Source organism: Kribbella sp. NBC_01484, from assembly GCF_036227145.1.
Lineage (GTDB): Bacteria > Actinomycetota > Actinomycetes > Propionibacteriales > Kribbellaceae > Kribbella.
Window position 1 is genome coordinate 7,987,951 of the sequence record NZ_CP109437.1, and the last position, 19,822, is coordinate 8,007,772.

The 19,822-nt window shown below is 68.8% G+C and carries 14 protein-coding genes; 6 read left to right on the forward strand and 8 right to left on the reverse strand.

What is annotated here, in order from left to right:
- The first annotated feature begins 83 nt into the window (after positions 1-83).
- Both OG555_RS38640 and OG555_RS38645 read left to right on the forward strand, forming a co-directional pair.
- On the forward strand, positions 84-1,283 hold the full coding sequence (locus OG555_RS38640) for a thiolase family protein (protein ID WP_329478395.1): 1,200 nt from the start codon (positions 84-86) through the stop codon (positions 1,281-1,283).
- Entirely contained in the window at positions 1,280-3,400 is a 2,121-nt protein-coding gene (locus tag OG555_RS38645; RefSeq protein WP_329478397.1) for a 3-hydroxyacyl-CoA dehydrogenase NAD-binding domain-containing protein, read from the forward strand. Before OG555_RS38640 ends, OG555_RS38645 begins: the two co-directional genes overlap by 4 nt.
- Before the next feature lie 39 nt (positions 3,401-3,439).
- Here the strand turns inward: OG555_RS38645 and OG555_RS38650 are convergent, their stop codons facing one another.
- From OG555_RS38650 to dxs, 5 genes are all read right to left on the reverse strand, one after another.
- On the reverse strand, positions 3,440-4,750 hold the full coding sequence (locus OG555_RS38650; RefSeq protein ID WP_329478399.1) for a hypothetical protein: 1,311 nt from the start codon (positions 4,748-4,750) through the stop codon (positions 3,440-3,442).
- A 60-nt stretch (positions 4,751-4,810) separates the two neighbouring features.
- Entirely contained in the window at positions 4,811-6,292 is a 1,482-nt protein-coding gene (locus tag OG555_RS38655) for an APC family permease (RefSeq protein ID WP_329478401.1), read from the reverse strand.
- Positions 6,293-6,361: 69 nt separating this feature from the next.
- Positions 6,362-7,648: a hypothetical protein gene (locus OG555_RS38660; RefSeq protein ID WP_329478403.1), complete on the reverse strand. Its 1,287-nt coding sequence runs from the start codon at positions 7,646-7,648 to the stop codon at positions 6,362-6,364.
- A 146-nt stretch (positions 7,649-7,794) separates the two neighbouring features.
- Positions 7,795-9,144 carry a hypothetical protein gene (locus OG555_RS38665; protein ID WP_329478405.1) on the reverse strand — a complete coding sequence of 450 codons (1,350 nt, stop codon included), beginning with the start codon at positions 9,142-9,144 and terminating at the stop codon, positions 7,795-7,797.
- Positions 9,137-11,029 carry a 1-deoxy-D-xylulose-5-phosphate synthase gene (gene dxs, locus OG555_RS38670; RefSeq protein ID WP_329478408.1) on the reverse strand — a complete coding sequence of 631 codons (1,893 nt, stop codon included), beginning with the start codon at positions 11,027-11,029 and terminating at the stop codon, positions 9,137-9,139. The genes OG555_RS38665 and dxs overlap by 8 nt, the downstream gene beginning before the upstream one ends.
- A gap of 147 nt (positions 11,030-11,176) precedes the next feature.
- Here dxs and OG555_RS38675 point away from each other — a divergent pair, with 147 nt between their 5' ends.
- Both OG555_RS38675 and OG555_RS38680 read left to right on the forward strand, forming a co-directional pair.
- Positions 11,177-11,689, forward strand: a complete 513-nt coding sequence (locus OG555_RS38675) for a DUF402 domain-containing protein (protein ID WP_329478410.1) — start codon at positions 11,177-11,179, stop codon at positions 11,687-11,689.
- 197 nt (positions 11,690-11,886) lie between these two features.
- On the forward strand, positions 11,887-12,381 hold the full coding sequence (locus OG555_RS38680) for a DUF402 domain-containing protein (RefSeq protein WP_329478412.1): 495 nt from the start codon (positions 11,887-11,889) through the stop codon (positions 12,379-12,381).
- Here OG555_RS38680 and OG555_RS38685 read toward each other — a convergent pair.
- On the reverse strand, positions 12,360-13,874 hold the full coding sequence (locus OG555_RS38685) for a CocE/NonD family hydrolase (RefSeq protein WP_329478413.1): 1,515 nt from the start codon (positions 13,872-13,874) through the stop codon (positions 12,360-12,362). The two genes, OG555_RS38680 and OG555_RS38685, sit on opposite strands and share 22 nt — an antisense overlap.
- A 132-nt stretch (positions 13,875-14,006) precedes the next feature.
- On the opposite strand from OG555_RS38685, the gene OG555_RS38690 reads away from it, so the two are divergent.
- Together OG555_RS38690 and OG555_RS38695 are read left to right on the forward strand one after the other, a co-directional pair.
- Positions 14,007-15,908, forward strand: a complete 1,902-nt coding sequence (locus OG555_RS38690) for a Na+/H+ antiporter (protein WP_329478415.1) — start codon at positions 14,007-14,009, stop codon at positions 15,906-15,908.
- A gap of 12 nt (positions 15,909-15,920) precedes the next feature.
- Entirely contained in the window at positions 15,921-16,337 is a 417-nt protein-coding gene (locus tag OG555_RS38695; protein WP_329478417.1) for an HIT family protein, read from the forward strand.
- Here the strand turns inward: OG555_RS38695 and OG555_RS38700 are convergent.
- Complete coding sequence (locus tag OG555_RS38700; protein WP_329478419.1) at positions 16,334-16,903, reverse strand: HEAT repeat domain-containing protein; 570 nt, start codon at positions 16,901-16,903, stop codon at positions 16,334-16,336. The two genes, OG555_RS38695 and OG555_RS38700, sit on opposite strands and share 4 nt — an antisense overlap.
- A gap of 44 nt (positions 16,904-16,947) precedes the next feature.
- On the reverse strand, positions 16,948-19,722 hold the full coding sequence (gene acnA, locus OG555_RS38705; protein WP_329478421.1) for an aconitate hydratase AcnA: 2,775 nt from the start codon (positions 19,720-19,722) through the stop codon (positions 16,948-16,950).
- Between the last annotated feature and the right edge of the window lie 100 nt (positions 19,723-19,822).

Sequence of the window (19,822 nt, forward strand, 5' to 3'; positions counted from 1 at the left end):
CGCACAGGCGGGGGTGCTTGGGGAGTTCTGTTACCGACGGGTAGCATCGGGTCAGCTTTCCCGACCCCCAGAGGAGGGCCCTCGTGCCCCGTGAGATCCGCGATGTCGTGTTCGTCGACGGCGTTCGCACCCCGTTCGGCAAGGCCAAGGGCCAGTACGCCGAGACGCGCGCCGACGACCTGGTGATCAAGTGCATCCGGGAGCTGCTGCGGCGGAACCCGGAGCTCCCGCCGGAGCGGGTGGACGAGGTCGCGATCGCGGCCACCACGCAGATCGGCGACCAGGGCCTGACCATCGGCCGGACCGCGGCCCTGCTGGCCGGCCTGCCGAACACCACTCCCGGCTACGCGATCGACCGGATGTGCGCCGGTGCGATGACCGCTGTCACCACCACCGCGGCCGGCATCGCCTTCGGCGCGTACGACGTGGTCGTGGCCGGCGGCGTCGAACACATGGGCCGGCACCCGATGGGCGAGGGCGTGGACCCGAACCCGCGGATCATCTCCGAGAAGCTGGTCGACACGTCCGCCCTGGTGATGGGGTCGACCGCGGAGAACCTGCACGACCGCTTCCCCAGCATCACCAAGCAGCGCGCCGACGCGTTCGCGGCGGCCTCACAGGAGCGGGCGGCCAAGGCGTACGCCAACGACCTCATCCAGCCGGACCTGGTTCCGATCGCGACCCGGTCGGCCGAGCAGGGTTGGGGCTACGCCAGCACCGACGAGCCGATGCGTCCGGGCACCACGGTCGAGGACCTCGCCACGCTGAAGACGCCGTTCCGTCCGCACGGTCGCGTCACTGCGGGCAACTCCGCCGGCATCAACGACGGCGCCACCGCCTGCGTACTCGCGTCCTCCGAAGCCGCCGCCGAGCTCGGACTGACGCCGAAGATGAAGCTGGTCTCGTACGGCTGGGCCGGCGTCGAGCCCGAGGTGATGGGTGTCGGCCCGATCCCCGCGACCGAGAAGGCCCTCAAGCTGGCCGGGCTGACGATCGAGGACATCCAGGCCTTCGAGGTGAACGAGGCGTTCGCCGTCCAGGTGCTCGCGTTCCTGGAGCACTACGGCATCGCCGACGACGACCCACGGGTCAACCCGTACGGCGGCGCGATCGCCTACGGCCACCCACTGGCGTCCTCCGGCGTCCGGCTGATGAACCAGCTGGCCAAGCAGTTCGAGCAGCGCCCCGAGGTCCGCTACGGCCTGACCACCATGTGCGTCGGCCTGGGCATGGGTGGAACGGTCATCTGGGAGAACCCCAAGTGGGAAGGTGCGGCCGCATGAGCCTGCAGGAACTGATCGACTCGGCTGTCGCGCTCTCGGACGACGAGCTCGTCACGCTCGCGCACTCGCGGGACGTCGTGCTGCCGAACAAAGCGGGCACGATGGCTCTCATCACGCTCGACAACGGGCACGACCACACCAAGCCGAACACCTTCGGACCGAAGGGCCTGGCCTCGCTGAACACCGCGATCGACGCGGCGCTGGCCCGGGACGAGGTCGTCGCGATCGGCGTCACCGGCAAGCCGTTCATCCTGGCCGCGGGCGCCGACCTGACCGGCGTACCGAAGCTGATCGATCGCGAGCAGGCGCTGAACCTGGGCCGCATCGGCCACGGTGTGATGCGCAAGCTGATCGACGGCGGCAAGCCCAGCTTCGCGTTCGTCAACGGCGTCGCGCTGGGTGGCGGGCTCGAGGTCGCGCTGCACGCGACGTACCGGACCGTCTCCGCCGCGGCCGGGATGCTCGCGACGCCCGAGGTGTTCCTCGGCCTCATCCCCGGCTGGGGCGGCAACTTCCTGCTGCCGAACCTGATCGGCGCCGACAAGGCCGTCAAGGTCGTGGTCGAGAACGCCCTGAACCAGAACAAGATGCTCAGCGGCCCGGAGGCCGTGCAGTTCGGCATCGGCGACGTCCTGCTGGACTCGGCCGACTTCCTGGAGCAGTCGCTGATCTGGGCGAGCAAGGTGCTCACCGGCTCGGTGGTCGTCGAGCGGCCGGAGATCGACCGGGGTGACGCCTGGGACGCTGCCGTTGCCCGGGGCAAGGGGTTCGCCGATCTCAGGGTCAGCGGTGCGGCCCCGGCGCCGTACCGGGCGCTCGACCTGATCGCGGCGGCGAAGGACTGTGACAAGTGGGACCGCGACTCCGCCTTTGCGGCCGAGGACGAGGCGCTCGCCGAGCTGATCATGAGCGAGGAGCTGCGCAGCGGCCTGTACGCCTTCGATCTGGTGAACAAGCGGGCCAAGCGGCCGGCCGGTGCGCCGGACAAGTCGCTCGCCCGCCCGGTCAGCAAGGTCGGCGTCGTCGGCGCGGGTCTGATGGCGGGCCAGCTGGCGTTGTTGTTCCTACGGCGCCTCGAGGTTCCCGTCGTGCTCACGGACCTGGACCAGGAGCGGGTCGACCGCGGGGTCGGGTATGTGCACGGTGAGATCGACAAGCTGCTCGGCAAGGGCCGGATCCGGCCGGACAAGGCGAACCAGCTCAAGGCGCTCGTCACCGGCTCGGTGGACCGGGCCGTGTTCGCGGACGCGGACTTCGTGATCGAGGCCGTGTTCGAGGAACTGCAGCTGAAGAAGACGATCTTCGCCGACCTGGAGAAGATCATCCGGCCGGACGCGATCCTGGCCACGAACACGTCGTCCCTGTCCGTGACGGAGCTGGCCGCGGACCTCGAGCACCCGGAGCGGGTCGTCGGGTTCCACTTCTTCAACCCGGTCGCGGTCCTGCCGCTGCTCGAGATCATCCGGGCCGACCGGACCGACGACGCGTCGCTGGCGACCGCGTTCGCGGTCGGCAAGACGCTGAAGAAGTCGTGCGTGCTGGTGAAGGACGCGCCGGCGTTCGTGGTGAACCGGCTGCTGACGCGCTTCCTCGGCGAGGTCAGCGCGGCGGTGGACGAGGGTACGCCGATTCCCGCGGCGGACAAGGCGTTGTCGGCGCTGGGATTGCCGATGCCGCCGTTCGTGCTGCTGCAGCTGGTCGGCCTGCCGGTCGCGCTGCACGTGGCCGAGACGATGAACCGCGCTTACCCGGAGCGGTTCGCGGTGTCGGCGAACCTGGCGAAGGTCGTTGCTGCAGGCAAGAGTTCGTTCTACCTGTGGCCGGAGGGCAAGCCGGTCGTCGACCCCGAGGTCGAGGCGCTGGTCACGGTCGGCGACAAGCCGTCGACGCCCGAGGAGCTCCGCACCCGAGTCCTGGCCGCGCTGGCCGAGGAGATCAAGATCATGCTCGACGAAGGCGTGGTCGCCGAAGCCCAGGACATCGACCTCTGCCTGCTCCTCGGCGCCGGCTGGCCCTTCCACCTCGGCGGCATCACCCCGTACCTCGACCGCACCGGCATCTCCGAAAAGGTCAACGGCACCCGCTTCCTCCCGAAGGGAATCGCCAGCCTCGCGTGAAACAGCCCCGCCCCCGAGCGAAGCGCGGGGGCGGGGCTCTCAGCCCTTGAACTTCTTGACTGCGGCAACCAACTGCTCGGGTGTCTTGCCGGTGTGTTTCTTGATGATGCTGGTGTAGGTGGCCTCGTTGGTGCTGTGGACGGCGAGATCCGCGTACAGGGACGCGACCCCCTTCTCCCCCAGCTTCGACTGCAGGTACGCCGTGATCCACCAGCTCTGCCCGTACGACCGATCACCGTCGGCGTCGAACTCCGCCGGACCGGGCAGCACCTTCATCCCCGGCAGATACTTGGTCCGCACCGTCTTCCGGTAGGGATCGACCGTCCAGTGCGGGTCGTCCTCGATCGACGCACAACGGACATACTCCGCAAGGCCCTCGACCAACCAGATCGGCGTGTTGTTCCCGATCGGCACCGTCGCGACGTGCGTCATCTCATGCACCAGCAGGTCTTCGTCGAGCTGTTTGCGGACGGCCGGGTTCACCACGATCCGGCTGCTCACCGGCGTCGTCGTCTTCGGTCCGATCGGCTCCCCGTCGTACAAGGTGACCGCCTTCGCGGCGATGGTCCAGCCGGAGCCCGACCCAGAGGTCCACAGCAGCGCCATCACCCGCGGCTCGGCCATCGCGACCACCATCACCGCGCCGTTCCACGGTCGCGGCCAATGCCGCCGTACGGCGTCGACCGAGCCCTGCGACACCTTCGCGATCTTCCGGCCCAGCGCCGGTTCGCGTTTGTCGACCACCACGACGACCCGGCCGCGCCGGACCACCGCGACCTCTTGGTAGTCCCACGGCTGACGATGACCGTCCGCGCTCAGCTCACCGTCGATCGCGCCGTCCTCGACCAGGATCCACGCGCCTGCTCGCCGTACGAAGGCGTAGCCGAGATCCGTCTGCACGGGCTTCGCGTCCAGGCCGGTCAGCTGATACCGCATCATCACCCGGGTGGTGAACACGCCCGGCCCGTACTTCGTCGTCAGCTCCGGCGACTCACGCTCGTCCGCGGCGAAGTACGTCAGCTTGGTGAACCCGAACTTCCGCAGGTTCGTGAACAGCAGCCGCTGCCGCGCCACCAACTGCGGCTGCTTCGGATCGACCGCGGCGAGGAAACGCCGCAGATCCCCCTTGAGGACCGCGGTGGCCCGCGCTGCCAGAACGACGTCGACCTGGCCCTTCCGGGCCTTCTTCTGCGCGTCGTCGAGCAGGCCCGGCGCCGCGGTCGCCTCGACCGCCGCCACGGCACTGCTGTCGGGCGACGAGCCGTGCTGGACGCGGGCAGCGACGACACCCGCGGTCGCGGCCAGCGCCAGCGCGGCGACGCCTGCGAGCAGGCGCCTCGGGTGCTTCATGCGGTCCCCCTCGGATGGTCGGCTGATCCTACCGGGTCGCCGACCATCCGAGCGGGACGGTCAGGCCTTCGTGACCTCGCCGGTGCGCTCCTCGATGCCGACGCGGCTCCGGCGGTAGCCGTAGAGGGCGTAGACGACGAAGCCGAGCACCATCCAGATCGCGAACCGCAGCCAGGTCTCCAGCGACAGGTTCAGCATCAGGTAGATGCAGATGAGCGCCGCCAGGATCGGGACCACCGGGTTGCCCGGCACGGTGAAGGAGCGCTTGATGTCCGGCCGGCTCTTGCGCAGCAGCGGTACCGCGATCGACACCAGGGTGAACGCGGCCAGGGTGCCGATGTTCACCATCTCCTCCAGCTTCCCGATCGGGGTGAGACCGGCGACGATCGCGACGATGACGCCGATCGCGATGGTCAGCCGGTACGGCGTCCCCCACTTCGCGTGCGTCTTGCCGAGCTGACGCGGCATCAGGTGGTCACGGCTCATCGCGAACACCACGCGAGCCGCGCCGATCATCAGCGTCAGCACCACCGTGGTCAGACCGGCTACGGCACCCGCCGAGATGAGGGTCGCGAAGCTGTCCCGGCCGACCGACCGGAACGCCTCGGCCAGCGCCGCCTCACCGTTGATGTCGGTGTACTTCACCATGCCGGTGATGACGATGCAGACCAGCACGTACAGCACCGTGCAGATCGCCAGCGAGCCGATGATGCCGCGGGGCAGGTCGCGCTGCGGGTTCTTCGCCTCTTCGGCGGTGGTCGCGACCACGTCGAACCCGATGAACGCGAAGAACACCAGCGACGCGCCGGACACCAGGCCCATCACGCCGAACGTCGACGGGGTGAACCCGAACATCGCCTGGAACAGCGGGGTGGTGATGGTGACGTCGCCGTTGGGGGCCGGCACGCTCGGCGGGATGAACGGCGACAGGTTCGAGCCCTTGATGTAGAACAGGCCGGCGATGATCACGAACAGCACGACGAACAGCTTGATCGCGACCAGCACCAGGTTCACTCGCAGCGACTCCTTGATGCCGATCGTCGCGAGTGTCGCCAGCACGCCCACGAGCAGCATCGCCAGCACGTTCACATGACTGTCGGGCCCGATCGACGACGGCCAGCCCAACCCGATCTGCTCGAGGAACAAAGCGGCGTACGTCGACCAGCCCTGGGCGACGACGCTTGCTCCGAGCATCAGTTCGAGCAGCAGGTCCCAGCCGATGATCCAGGCGAAGATCTCACCGAGGGAGAAGTACGAGAAGGTGTACGCCGATCCCGACACCGGGACGGTGGACGAGAACTCGGCGTAGCACAACGCGGCCAGCGCACAACAGACCGCGGCGAGCACGAACGACAACGCGATGCCCGGTCCGGCGTACGCCTTCGCCGCGCGGCCGGTCAGCGTGAAGATACCGGCGCCGATGATCACACCGATGCCGAAGACGGTCAGATCGATCGCGGTCAGACGTTTCTTGAGCTGGTAGTCCGGTTCGTCGGTGTCAGCGATCGACTGCTCGATCGTCTTCTTCCGAACAAGACTCATCTGCGCCTCCTCGACGTGGACGGAACCATTCGAGATTGCCTGTCTGACCGCTTGAGGTCAAACCGCCACTCAGCGTTGCGGCGTGTACGTCCGCAGAGAGGTCCACAACGTCGCCTCGGTGAGGCCGGTGCGGCTGAGCAGGATCCGGTCCCGGGCCGCCTGGTCGGTGCCGTTCATCGCCATGTCCTCGTACAGCTCCTCGACGTGGTCGAGTCCGATCCGCCGCACCAGGTAGCGCACCGCGAGCCAGCTGACGCCGTACACGTCGGCGGAGTTCTGGTAGAAGCCGGCGTCGCTCGGCAGCGAGGTCAGGGTCGGCAGCGCGGTGTCGATGACCGCCTGCTCCGCCTTGCCGACCTCACTCGGTCCGCTGATCGCCTCGATTCCGCGCCAGGACACGTACTCCGCCGCACCCTCGGCCAGCCAGAGCGGTTCGTACCCGCCCAGGTCGGCGGTCGCGACATGGGTGATCTCGTGCGACAGCAGGATCTCGTCGACCCGGTCGCGCTCGTTCGGGTTGATCGCGATGTAGGCGCCGGCGACCGTGCCGTCGGCGGTGTCCTGACCGGGCAGCGAGGAGAAGGTCGAGCCCGAACTCGCGGCCGACTCGATGTCCTCGTCGGCGAACCGGGCGTCGCGGACCTCGGTCTCGTCCAGTGCGATCACGAAGACCGAGCCACGCCACTTCCGCGGCCAGTACGCCGACACCTCGGTCAGCCCCTCGGTCGCAGCGGCCGCGATCGCCCGGCCGCGCTTGGTGTCGCCCTTCTCCACCGCGACCAGCACCCGCGGCGCGCGCTCCACCTCGATCCGGCCCAGGTCCCAGGCCTCCCGGTGTGCGCCCGGGCCCAGGTCGTCGTCCAGGTCGTCGTCGTCCGTGATCACCCATCGGCCGGCCCGGCTGACGAACGTGTAGCCGAGCTCGGTCGTCACCGGGGCGACGTCGACCTGCGGGATCTGGTAACGCATCAGCACCCGAACCAGGTACGTCGTACTCCCGTAGGCCCGGAGCACCGACGGGTTGAACCGCTCCTCGGCCTGGCTGTAGCCGAGCTCGGTGAAGCCGATCTCGACCAGGTTCGCGAACAGCACCGCCTGCGCGGCGCGCAGCTTCGTGTTGGCTGGATCGATGTCGGCCAGGAAGAGCGCCTGGTTTCGGGTCTGCACGGCCTGGGCGCGGCGCAGCAGGATGGTGTCGACGGCCACCCGGCGGGCGGTGATCGCGGCCGCGGTGCGGGACGTCTGCGGGCTTTGGCTCGGCCCCGGGGTCTGGGTCGCGACAACCCGGGCGCGGGCATCCTCGTGCCGCTCTTCAACGGTGTAGGCCACGCCGCCGGAGACCAGCGCCACCGCCACCAGCAACCCCAGCCAGCGGCGGGGTCCAGCAGGCGGAACCTGAGCGCCCGGCGGTCCGGCGCTAGGCGTGGTCGCATTCACTTCGGGTCGATCCCCTCCGAGTACCCGTCAGTCGCAGCCCGGCTACCCTACTTGACCCTGACGGTTCAGGCAGCCGCAGCGGCCTTCAGAGCCTGCAACAGGCCGGCTTCGGTCATGCCGACGTGTTCCAGCATGATCCGGTCCCGATCGGCCTGCGTAGTGCCGAGCGCTGCCATCTCCCGGTAGAGCGTGCCGACCTCGGTCCCACCGAACCGGGTGAAGAGGTAGTCGAGGGCCAGCCAGGACAGCGGGTACGAACTGTCGGACTGCTGGAAGAAGGTCGCATCGGCGGGCAGGCTCTTCGCCTTCGCCAGGTACTTCGTCCGCACGTCCTGCCGGTACTTCCCGATTGCCAACGGCTCAGCACCGCCCATCGGCAGGAACTCGACGTACGTCGCCGCCCCCTCGACCAGCCACCGTGGGGCATACGGCCCGTACGGCGCCGTCGCGACATGGGTGAACTCGTGCGCCAGCGTCCGCGCGTCGACCCTGCCACGGTTGCGCGGGTTGATCACGACGTACGAATCGGCCCGCTGCCCCTCCGCGGTCGCCTCGCCGGGCAGCGTGCGGTAGACCCACGTCGCCATCGCGATCGCGTCCTCGGCGTTCTTCGGCTGGGTGTAGTCGGCGCCGCGCACGATCTTGTCGTCGAGCCCGATCACCACGCCGGAGCCGTTCCAGCCGCCCGGCCAGCTCTTGCTGACCGCCGTCACCGCGCTGCTCGCCATCCCGACAAGCTTGGTCGCGAGCTTGTCCTGGCCCTTCTCGACTACCACGAGGACCCGCGGCGCGCGCTTCACCAGCACCTCGCCGGTGTCCCAGGCCTCCTGATGCGAGCCGCGCGGCAGCCGCTCGTCCAGGTCGGTGTCGGACACCAGCATCCAGTCGCCGGTCGGCCGTTCGGTGAACGTGTAGCCGAGCATCGCGCGGACCGGGACCATGTCGATGCCCCGGATCTGGTAGGTCATCGCGATCGCGACGAGGTACGTCGACGGGCCGTACTTCTTGGTGATCGCGTCGTCGAACTGCTGGGACAGCTCCTGATAGGTCAGTTTCGCGAAACCGAACTGACGGAGGTTCGTGAACAGGGTCCGCTGCCGGGCGACCAGGTTCTTGTTGCCCGGGTCGACGTCGGCCAGGAAGTCCTTCTGGTTGTCGGCGAGCACGGCCTGTGAGCGCTTCTTCAGCACCTTGTCCACGGCCGCGGCCCGGGCCGCCAGATCGATGTCCGGCGTAGTGGCGCTGGCGGCTTCGGAACCGTCCGCGCGCCCGCTGGAGTGGTGCAGGGCCAGGCCGCCGGCAACCGCGACGGCGACGAGGGCCAGGGAGAGCAACAGCGGCCAGGCGCGGGTGCGGCGGCGAGCTGCTGCGTGACGGCTCCGCGGTGGTGCGGGGTGCCGCCCTGACTCAGGCACTGCCCTGATGGCCGCTGGCCGGATCGGGCTCGCTGAGCGGCTCGCCCGGATGCCGGGCGATCAGCTCGGTAATCTCCCGCGCCAGCTCCTGCCCGGTCAGCCCGATCTCCTGAAGTACGGCGGGACGCTTGGCGTGCTCCAGGAACTTCTGCGGGATGCCGAAATCGCGGACCGGCGTCGCCACGCCCTCGTCGCGCAACGCCTGGGCGATCATCGACCCACAGCCACCGGCCCGGCCGTTGTCCTCGATCGTGACCACGAGCTTGAAGTCCGCGGCCAGCTCGACCAGCTTCGCGTCGACCGGCTTGACCCAGCGCGGGTCCACCACGGTGACGCCGAAGCCGTGCGCCTCGAGCCGCTGCGCGACGTCCATCGCGGTGACCGCCATCGCGCCGATGCCGACCAGGAGTACGTCGGTCCCGGACCGCTGCAGCACGTCCGTCTCGCCGAGCCTGTCGATCGCGTCGATGTCCGGGAACACCTCGCCCTTGGCAAAGCGCAGTACCGTCGGGGCGTCCTTCACCTCGACCGCCTCGTTGAGCAGCTCCTCCAGGCGCTTGCCGTCACGGGGCGCCGCAAGCCGCAGCCCGGGGACGACCTGCAGGATCGACATGTCCCACATGCCGTTGTGGCTCGGGCCGTCGTCACCGGTGATCCCCGCGCGGTCGAGCACGAACGTGACGCCGAGCTTGTGCAGCGCGACGTCCATCAGCACCTGGTCGAAGGCCCGGTTCAGGAATGTCGAGTAGAGGCCGACGACCGGGTGCAGACCGCCCAGCGCGAGACCGGCGGCGCTCGTCACCGCGTGCTGCTCGGCGATGCCGACGTCGAAGATCCGGTCCGGGAACTCGGCCGCGAACGCGGCCAGGCCGGTCGGGTGCAGCATCGCCGCGGTGATCGCGACCACGTCCGGGCGGCGATGACCGATCCGGATCATCTCGTCGGCGAACACATCCGTCCAGCCGCGCGGCTTGTTGACCGGGCGGACCTGGTGGAAGTTGTCCTCCTCGTCCTCCTCGGCGGCGGCGTACCCGTACCCCTTCTGGGTCACCGCGTGCACGATCACCGGACCGCCGAACGCCTTGGCGCTGCGCAGCGCCTCCTCGATCGCTTCGCGATCGTGGCCGGCGACGGGACCGACGTACTTGAGGCCGAGATCCTCGAACATGCCCTGCGGGGCGAGCATGTCCTTCAGGCCCTTCTTCACCCCGTGCAGCACCTCGTACATCGGCGGGCCGACGTACGGCGTCCGGGCCAGGTTCTTCTTGATCAGGTCGAGGACCTTCTCGTACCGCGGGTTGGTGCGCAGGCTGGTCAGGTGGGTGGCCAGGCCCCCGACGGTGTCGCTGTAGGAGCGGCCGTTGTCGTTGACGATGATGACCAGCTTGAGGTCCTTGGCGGCGGCGATGTTGTTCAGCGCCTCCCAGGCCATGCCGCCGGTCAGGCCGCCGTCGCCGATCAGCGCGACCACGTGCCGGTCCTCCTTGCGCAACCGGTAGGCCTTGGCCAGGCCGTCGGCGTACGAAAGGGCGGTCGAGGCGTGGCTGTTCTCGATGATGTCGTGCTCGGACTCGGCCTGGTTCGGGTAGCCGGACAGGCCGCCCTGCTGACGGAGAGTGTCGAACTTCGGCGCCCGGCCGGTGACCAGCTTGTGCACATACGCCTGGTGACCGACGTCGAAGACGAGCCGGTCGTGCGGCGAGTCGAACACGCGGTGCATCGCCAGGGTGATCTCGACCATCCCGAGGTTGGGGCCGAGGTGGCCCCCGGTCCGGGACACGGTCTCGACCAGGACCTCGCGGATCTCCGCCGCGAGATCGGTGAGCTGCTGATCGGACAGCTTCTTGAGGTCCGCCGGCCCTCCGACCGTCTCCAGCACGCGCATCGAGTTCCTCCCCGCGGTCGTCCTCGGATGCTTGAGTCTATTCACCCCGCGCCCGGTTTCCGAACTCGGCAACTCCGACCGGACCTATCTCACACTCCAAGACGTCTCCTCGGGCAGGATGGTTCGGCTTTCACCTAGAGTGATCGCATGGAGCTGGTGAGGACGCTGTTCCGCAAGTACGACGGACAGCCGCATCGCCTGGTGGAAGCCGTCCGGCTCGGCGAGGACGAGCACGGCCTCTGGGTCGGCTCCCTCCCCGGCACCAAGGGCCAGCGCGCCGACGGCAGCTGGACCACCATCGACCACCACCGCGTCCGCCTCTTCCCGCACGGCCAATGGTGGAGTGCCCTCTTCAACGACACCCCCCACCAGACCGCCATCTACTGCGACATCACCATGCCCGCCGAGTTCGGCGTCGACTCCGTCACCACCGTCGACCTCGACCTCGACATCCGCCTGATGCGAGACGGCTCGGTCCGCGTCATGGACGAGGACGAGTTCCACCACCACCAGGTCCTCTACCACTACCCACCCCAGGTCATCGCCACCGCCCAGGCCACCTGCGACTACCTGGCCACCCACATCACCACCACAGAGCCCTTCACCACCGCCTACCGGCCCTACCTCCAGCAGATCCGCTCGCTGACCCCCACCGGATAAGGCCCCCCTACACCGGCGAGGGTCAGCGAGAACCTAGGACGCGCAGCTGTTCCTCCCCAGATGGTCGCCCCTTCATCCTGGCGGTCGGTGCCGGTCGCGGGCCACAAAATTGCAGCAACCTGCAACTTCTGTAATGCCCGCCCGTCCGGCGGGCGGTCCGCGGCCGGGCGCACCGGTGGCGGGATAAGTTGTCCGGCATGCGTGATGTTCGGGTGGTGTATCGGAAGTACGACGAGAAGCTGCACTGGCATCAGTGGATGCGGTATCTCGGGGAGGACGCGTTCGGGGTGTGGTTGGGGGCGCCGGCGAACTCGGTGTCGCAGCGGGGAGATGAGCCGGTGGTGACGCAGGAACAGGCTCATGTGCAGTTGTTCCCGCGGGACCAGTGGTTCACGGCGATCTTCAACGACGAGCCGCGGCGGACGGAGATCTACTGCGACGTGACGACGCCGGTGGAGTTCTCCGAGGACGTGGTCACGATGATCGATCTCGATCTGGACGTGGTGAAGCGGCGGGACGGGACGATCTATGTCGACGACGAGGACGAGTTCGCCGAACACCAGGTCAAGTACGGATATCCGGCTGACGTGATCGCGACGGCGCAGAAGACGTGCGACTGGCTGGTCGGTGCGGTGGCGAACGAGGAGCCGTTCCTGACCGTCTACAAGACTTATCTCGACAAGATCCGATAGGTCAGCGTCGGGTTCTTGAGCAGCAGCGCGCCGGGGAGCGGGCCGCGTTGGCCGGCGTACATGTCGGCGACCGGGGTGACGGTCAGGTAGAGATTCTTGCCGGTCGGGACGTCGACGGCGATCGCGGGCAGTTCGATCGTGCGCTCGACGCCCCTCGCGACGTGCTTCTCCCGCAGCGGCATCGTGTTGTTCTGCACGACCCTCGCGGTCAGCGGGTTGGTGCCGACGCTGAGGGCGAAGAAGGCTCCCGAGTCCGGTACGAGCGTGTAGACCTTCGCGGAGAGCCGAGGAGTTCCCGCGAAGGTCAGAGGCCCGGTCGCGATTTTCAGGCTGAGAGGCAGTCCGGCGCCGGTCGGGACGAGGATCTTGCCCAGTGCCTGGCGTGTGTTCGGCGCCAGATTCCGTTGCGTCAGGCAACGACCGTCCGCGGTGGACAGGTGATACACGCCGAACCCGGACAGCCCGGTCGCCCTCCCCAGCAGCTTCGCGGTCATGAAGCGCACCGCCAGGGCCGAGAAGTTCGGCGAGCCCAGCGCGATCGAGCACGGATCCCCCGGCGTCGCGAATCCCGGCGGTACGACGCTCGGCAGCGTGTGACCGCCGTTGTACCCGACGAAGATCGACCGCGCCCGGGCCCGGGCGGTCAGCGCATGGTCGAAGTTCGCCAGTCCCTGGTTGAGGTTGAACAGGTTGTCCGAGATCCCCTGCCCGAACAGCACCGGGATATCCAGCTTGCGGCCCTGCGACACGTGCCACGCCGGCCCGTTGTGCGCGAAGAACGCATCAAGATCGCGCCCAGCCTTCCCTGCCGGCCAACCGCCGGTCGCGATCAACTGCACGAACGCCGCCGACACCGCGGGCGGCAGGTGGGTGCCGCCGGCGGCGAAGAGGATCGAGAGCCAGAGCGTCCGCGCGGCCTCCTCCGGCGCGAGACTCTGCTTGAGATCCCACCAGGTGATCTCGGGCGCGAGTGCGTCGAACCGGGTCCGCCCGCTGTCCCGCAACTCGGTGAACGCACCGGCGAACTGGTACCCGCCACCGTAAGACCCGCCGATCGCCCCAATCAGCGGATCACCCGGCCGTTGCTTCGTCACCCAGTCCAGACCGGCGACGAAGTCGACGAGCTTCACCACGTCGCGGCCCTCGTAGTCCGGGCTCATCACGTGCGCGACGCCGGTGCTCTCGCCGAAGCTGCGCTGGTCGAAGCTCAGGACGCCGAAGCCGGCGTCGAGCCAGGCCTGGAACGCGGCCGGGTCCTTGGTCCGGCTACCGGCCCAGCCATGACTGTGGAAGATCAGTGGCACGGTGTGTGCGGCCGAGGCGCCGGCGGGCTCGAACAGCGAATAACAGATCCGGACCGGTGTCGTCGTACCGGGCTCCGGCACCGAGGCGACACAGCCGTTGGTGACCGTGACGGCGGCCGCGGCTGGAACCGCGAGCCACGAGCCGAGAACGACAAGCGCACAAACCAGTGAGACGACGCGACGACGCATCAGTCACCCCCAGTGATCGACAGATCCCGCTGCGCACACGCTAGACGAGCGCGACCGCACTGACCAGATCCCGGCTCAGCCGAGGGCGAACCGAGCGGCCGAAACCGGGCCGACGCTGCGACACTGTGCAGCGTGCATATCGCGATCGAGGTCGTAGCCCTCGTCGCCGTGGTCGCGGCCGGGGCCGCACTGGCCCGGCGGCTCGGGATCTCGGCTCCCCTGCTGCTCGTGGTCATCGGGATCGCCGCGTCGTACCTCCCGTTCGTCCCCCGGGTCGAGCTCGCCCCCGAGGTCGTCCTGGTCGGCTTCCTGCCGCCGCTGCTCTACTCGGCGGCGATCAAGACCAGCCTGGTCGACTTCTCCAAACACCGCCGGTCGATCGGGCTGCTGTCGGTCGGGCTGGTCGTGTTCACCGCGCTCGGCGTCGGCGTGGTCGCGTGGTGGCTGCTCGGCGTCGTGGCCGGGTCGCTGGGCTACGAACCGCTGCCGTTGTGGGCCGCCTTCGCGATCGGCGCCGTGGTCGCGCCGCCGGACGCCGTCGCCGCGACCGCGATCGCCAGGCGGGTCGGACTCCCCCGCCGCGTGGTCACCATCCTCGAGGGCGAGAGCCTGGTCAACGACGCGACCGCGCTGGTCTGTCTGCGTACGGCGCTCGCGGCCGCAGTGGTCACGCCGACCGTCCTGCACGTCGGGCTGGACTTCGTCCGCGCGGCCGGTGGCGGGGTCGTGATCGGCCTGGCCGTGGCGTTCGTGCTGGCCAAGGTCCGCCGCCGGTTCACCGACCCGGTGCTCGACACCACGCTCAGCCTGACCGCGCCGTTCATCGCCTATGTCGCCGCGGAAGAGATCCATGCGTCCGGCGTCCTCGCCGTGGTCGTCACCGGCCTGTTGCTCGGGCACAAGTCGCCGATCATCCAGTCGGCCAAGTCGCGGATGTCGGAGCGGACCAACTGGCGGACCTTCCAGTTCCTGCTCGAGAACACCGTATTCCTGCTGATCGGCCTGCAGACCCGGTGGATCCTCGACGACCTCGCGATGAGCCCGCTGCCGGGCTGGCTGATCGCGGCCGCGACCACCGCGGTATTCCTGGCGGTAGTGCTGCTCCGGCCGATCTGGCTGATCCCGTCCACGATCGTGTCCCGGCGCGTCCTCGGCCCGTCCCGGCCGGGACCGGTGTCGTGGCAGGCGCTGATCGTCGTGTCATGGGCCGGGATGCGCGGCGTCGTCACCCTGGCCGCCGTCTTCACCCTCCCCGACGACACCCCGGATCGCGAAGTACTGGTCTTCATCGCGCTCGCCGTGACCGCGGGCACGCTGCTCGTCCAGGGCTCGACCCTGCCCTGGCTGGTACGGCGGCTCCGGCTGCCCGGCCCGGATCCGGCGGAGGATGCGCTGCAGGAGGCCGCCGTACTGCAAGGTGCGCACCGCGCCGCCGAGGAGAAGCTGCAGGAGATCGTCACGCCGGACGACCCGCCCGAGGTGGTCAACCTGCTCCGGCAGCGTGGTGAGGCCCGGGCGCAGGCCGCGTGGGAGCGGCTCGGGCGGCCGGAGAGTGAGTACGAGACGCCGAGCGAGGCCTATCGCCGGCTGCGGATCGCCATGCTCGAGGCCGAGCGGGAGCACATCCTCAAGGTCCGCGATGCCGGCCTGGTCGCCGACGAGGTGCTGCAGCGGGCGCAGATCGCCCTCGACATCGAGGAGTCCATCCTGGATCGCGACGAGGACGACGACGTGGGCGGCCGGTCCGAGGACCTGCGGGTCAAGACCTCACCGGGCGGTGCGTGCAAGCACCTCGAACAAGCTCCTTTGGTGGTCGCGCCGAACACACCCGAGGGGTGCGAGGAGTGCCTGGCGATCGGCAGCTCCTGGGTCCACCTGCGTCTCTGCCTCGGCTGCGGTCACGTCGGCTGCTGCGACTCGTCGCCGATGAAGCACGCCAGCAAGCACTACGACGAGACCGAACACCCGGTGATGCGCAGCTTCGAACCAGGCGAGAATTGGCGCTGGTGCTTCGTAGACGAGAAGCTCGGCTAAGGTCATGACCTGATGGCCGACTGTCTCTTCTGTTCCATCATCGCCGGTACGACGCCGGCGCAGATCGTGCTGGAAACACCGGACGTCGTGGGATTCCTCGACGTACGGCCGGTGTTCAAGGGGCACACGCTGATCGTGCCGCGCGAGCACGTGCCGACGCTGGTCGAGCTGCCGGACGCGTTGCTGGTGCCGTTCTTCGGGGCGGCGCGGTCGGTCGCGGATGCCGTGCGTACGGCGTTCGACGCGCAGGGCTCGTTCGTTGCCGTGAACAACATCGTGTCGCAGTCCGTCCCGCATCTCCACGTGCACGTGGTGCCACGGACGAAGGGCGACGGACTGCGCGGCTTCTTCTGGCCCCGCACCAAGTACGCCGACGACGCCGAAGCAGCTGAGTACGCCGGCAAACTCCGCGCCGCTCTGTCGGATTAGGTGCGCCGGTCGAAGGTGCGGTCCAGCCGTTTCTCCAAGCGGGCCAGGGCATTCTCGGCTGCCACGCGAACGGTGAGGTCCGGGTCCTCGAGGAGATCTTGCAGGGCCTCGGCGTGCTCGGCCTCGCCCGCGGCGCCGACAGCGCGGGCGGCCGTCGCACGGACTCTGGGCAGCTCGTGCTGAAGATCGGGTAGCAGGGCGTCGACGAGCTGACCGAGCTCCCGCTGCGCGGTCAGCCGAGCGACGTGCTCTCGCACCCGCCAGGCGGGATCCCTCGCGGCCACCTGCAGCGCGTCGACGGCGTCATCGCGCCAGACGTAGAGGAGGACACGGGCGGCCCACACCCTGATCCAGTAGTAGTTCACCGGGTCGACCGGCGCGGACCAGCCACCTGGGTTCGGGTTGCCCGTGATCGCCACCAGCTTCGGCAGGTCGGCGCCGTACGCGTCCTCCCCCGAGATCTCCCCGGTGAGGAACGCGACGCACCAGTCGATCACGGCGTCATCGCCGTGCTTGCCGCACGCCGCGCGCACAACCTCGCGCGGCGCCTCGCGTTCCTTGCCCATGCCGACCAGTAAAGCGCCGACCACCGACAACTACTGCGCCCGTGTCAGCCCGCGAGGAGCGAACGGAGCACGTACTGCAGGATGCCGCCGTTGCGGTAGTAGTCGGCCTCGCCGGGGGTGTCGATCCGGACGACCGCGTCGAACTCCTTCTCGCCGCCGTCGGGCGAGGTGACCTTGACGTGGACGGTGCTCGGGATCGAGCCCTCGTTGAGCGCGGTGACGCCGGTGATGTCGAACGTCTCCTCGCCGGTCAGGCCGAGCGACTCCGCGGTCTCACCCTCCGGGTACTGCAGGGGCAGCACGCCCATGCCGATCAGATTCGACCGGTGGATGCGCTCGAAGGACTCGGTGATCACGGCCTTCGCCCCGAGCAGCGCCGTACCCTTGGCGGCCCAGTCACGCGACGAACCCGAGCCGTACTCCTTGCCGGCCAGGATCACCAGCGGCGTGCCGGCCTCGGCGTACGACTGCGCGGCCTCGTAGATCGACGTGACGGGCGCGTCGTCCTGGGTGAAGTCGCGGGTGAAGCCGCCCTCGGTGCCCGGCGCGATCTGGTTGCGCAGCCGGATGTTCGCGAACGTGCCGCGGATCATCACCTCGTGGTTGCCCCGGCGCGAGCCGTACGAGTTGAAGTCCTTGCGGTCCACGCCGTGGTCGGCCAGGTACTTGCCGGCCGGGCTGTCGGCCTTGATCGAACCGGCCGGGGAGATGTGGTCGGTGGTGACCGAGTCGCCCAGCTTGGCCAGCACCCGGGCGCCGGCGATGTCGGTCACCGGCGACGGGTCCTTGGCCATGCCCTCGAAGTACGGAGGCTTGCGCACGTACGTCGACTCGGCGTCCCAGGCGAACGTCTTGCCCTCGGGCGTCGGCAGCGACTGCCAGCGCTCGTCACCGGCGAACACATCGGCGTAGTCCTTGGTGAACATCTCCTTGCTGATCGAGGAGGCGATCACCTTCTCGACCTCGTCCGCGGCCGGCCAGATGTCCTTCAGGAACACGTCGTTGCCGTCGGTGTCCTGGCCCAGGGCATCGGTCTCGAAGTCGAAGTCCATCGTCCCGGCCAGCGCATAGGCGATCACCAGCGGCGGCGAGGCGAGGTAGTTCATCTTCACGTCCGGGTTGATCCGGCCCTCGAAGTTGCGGTTGCCGGACAGCACCGAGACGACCGCCAGGTCGGCCTCCTGCACGCCGGCCGAGACGGCCTCGGGCAGCGGGCCCGAGTTCCCGATGCAGGTGGTACAGCCGTAGCCGACCAGGTGGAAGCCGAGCTTCTCCAGGTACGGCGTGACGCCGGCCTTCTCGTAGTAGTCGGTGACGACCTTCGACCCGGGTGCCAGCGACGTCTTCACCCACGGCTTCGAAGCCAGGCCCTTGTCGACCGCGTTCTTGGCCAGCAGCGCGGCGGCGAGCATGACCGACGGGTTCGAGGTGTTGGTGCACGAGGTGATGCTGGCGATCACGACGTGACCGTGGTCGAGCTCGGTCTCCGCGCCGTTCATGGTGATCTTGGTCTTCTTCGACGGCCGGCCGGGACCGCCGTGCGGGACGTGCGGCTCGTCGTTCACGTCGCCGTGACCGTTCGGCGCGTCGCTGGCCGGGAAGCTGCCGGTCTCCGACGGGTCGACGTCGAGCTCCTCGGTCGCGTAGTCGGTCAGCGCACCGCGGAAGGCCTCCTTCGCCTCGGTCAGCGCGACCCGGTCCTGCGGCCGCTTCGGGCCGGCGATCGACGGTACGACGGTCGACAGGTCGAGCTCGAGGTACTCCGAGAACCGCGGCTCGACCGACTGGTCGTGCCACAGGCCCTGCTCCTTGGCGTACGCCTCGACCAGCGCGACGTCCTGGTCGCTGCGGCCGGTCAGCCGCAGGTACTCCAGGGTGACGTCGTCGATCGGGAAGATCGCGCAGGTGGAGCCGAACTCCGGGCTCATGTTGCCGATCGTGGCCCGGTTCGCCAGCGGCACGGCGGCGACGCCCTCGCCGTAGAACTCGACGAACTTGCCGACCACGCCGTGCTTGCGCAGCTGCTGGGTGATCGTGAGTACGACGTCGGTCGCGGTGGCGCCGGCCGGCACCGAGCCGGTCAGCTTGAAGCCGACGACCTTGGGGATCAGCATCGACACGGGCTGGCCGAGCATGGCCGCCTCGGCCTCGATGCCGCCGACGCCCCAGCCGAGCACGCCGAGACCGTTCACCATCGTGGTGTGACTGTCGGTGCCGACACAGGTGTCGGGGTAAGCGATGCCGTCGCGGACCATGACCGTCCGCGCGAGGTGCTCGATGTTCACCTGGTGGACGATGCCGGTGCCCGGCGGGACGACCTTGAAGTCGTCGAACGCGGTCTGGCCCCAGCGGAGGAACTGGTACCGCTCGCCGTTGCGCTGGTACTCGAACTCGACGTTGCGCTCGAACGCGTCCGGGCGGCCGAAGACGTCAGTGATGACCGAGTGGTCGATGACCAGCTCGGCCGGAGCGAGCGGGTTGATCTTGGTGGGGTCGCCGCCGAGCGCCGCGACCGCCTCGCGCATCGTGGCCAGGTCGACGACACACGGCACACCGGTGAAGTCCTGCATGATCACCCGGGCCGGGGTGAACTGGATCTCCGTGTCGGGCGCCGCGTTCGCGTCCCAGTTGCCGAGCTTGGTGATGTGCTCGGCGGTGATGTTCGCGCCGTCCTCGGTGCGCAGCAGGTTCTCCAGCAGAACCTTCAAGGAGTACGGCAGCGTGTCCGCACCCTCGATGCCCGCCAACCTGAAGATCTCGTACGACTGACCGTTGACCTCGAGTGCACCCTTGGCACCGAAGCTGTCGACGCTCGCCATCAACCTGCTCCTCTGTCCAGTCCAGTTCCGCTGAGCCCATCCTGCCGAGCACACCGCCCGGCCGCGAGATCAGGCTCCCCTAACCTCGCCCCAAAACTCT

Coding starts and splice junctions, on each gene's coding strand:
- OG555_RS38655 (WP_329478401.1), bottom strand. CDS start 6,292: ATGAGTCTTGTTCGGAAGAAGACGATCGAGCAGTCGATCGCTGACACC.
- OG555_RS38645 (WP_329478397.1), top strand. CDS start 1,280: ATGAGCCTGCAGGAACTGATCGACTCGGCTGTCGCGCTCTCGGACGAC.
- OG555_RS38680 (WP_329478412.1), top strand. CDS start 11,887: ATGCGTGATGTTCGGGTGGTGTATCGGAAGTACGACGAGAAGCTGCAC.
- OG555_RS38695 (WP_329478417.1), top strand. CDS start 15,921: ATGGCCGACTGTCTCTTCTGTTCCATCATCGCCGGTACGACGCCGGCG.
- OG555_RS38650 (WP_329478399.1), bottom strand. CDS start 4,750: ATGAAGCACCCGAGGCGCCTGCTCGCAGGCGTCGCCGCGCTGGCGCTG.
- OG555_RS38700 (WP_329478419.1), bottom strand. CDS start 16,903: ATGGGCAAGGAACGCGAGGCGCCGCGCGAGGTTGTGCGCGCGGCGTGC.
- OG555_RS38675 (WP_329478410.1), top strand. CDS start 11,177: ATGGAGCTGGTGAGGACGCTGTTCCGCAAGTACGACGGACAGCCGCAT.
- acnA (WP_329478421.1), bottom strand. CDS start 19,722: ATGGCGAGCGTCGACAGCTTCGGTGCCAAGGGTGCACTCGAGGTCAAC.
- OG555_RS38685 (WP_329478413.1), bottom strand. CDS start 13,874: ATGCGTCGTCGCGTCGTCTCACTGGTTTGTGCGCTTGTCGTTCTCGGC.
- dxs (WP_329478408.1), bottom strand. CDS start 11,029: ATGCGCGTGCTGGAGACGGTCGGAGGGCCGGCGGACCTCAAGAAGCTG.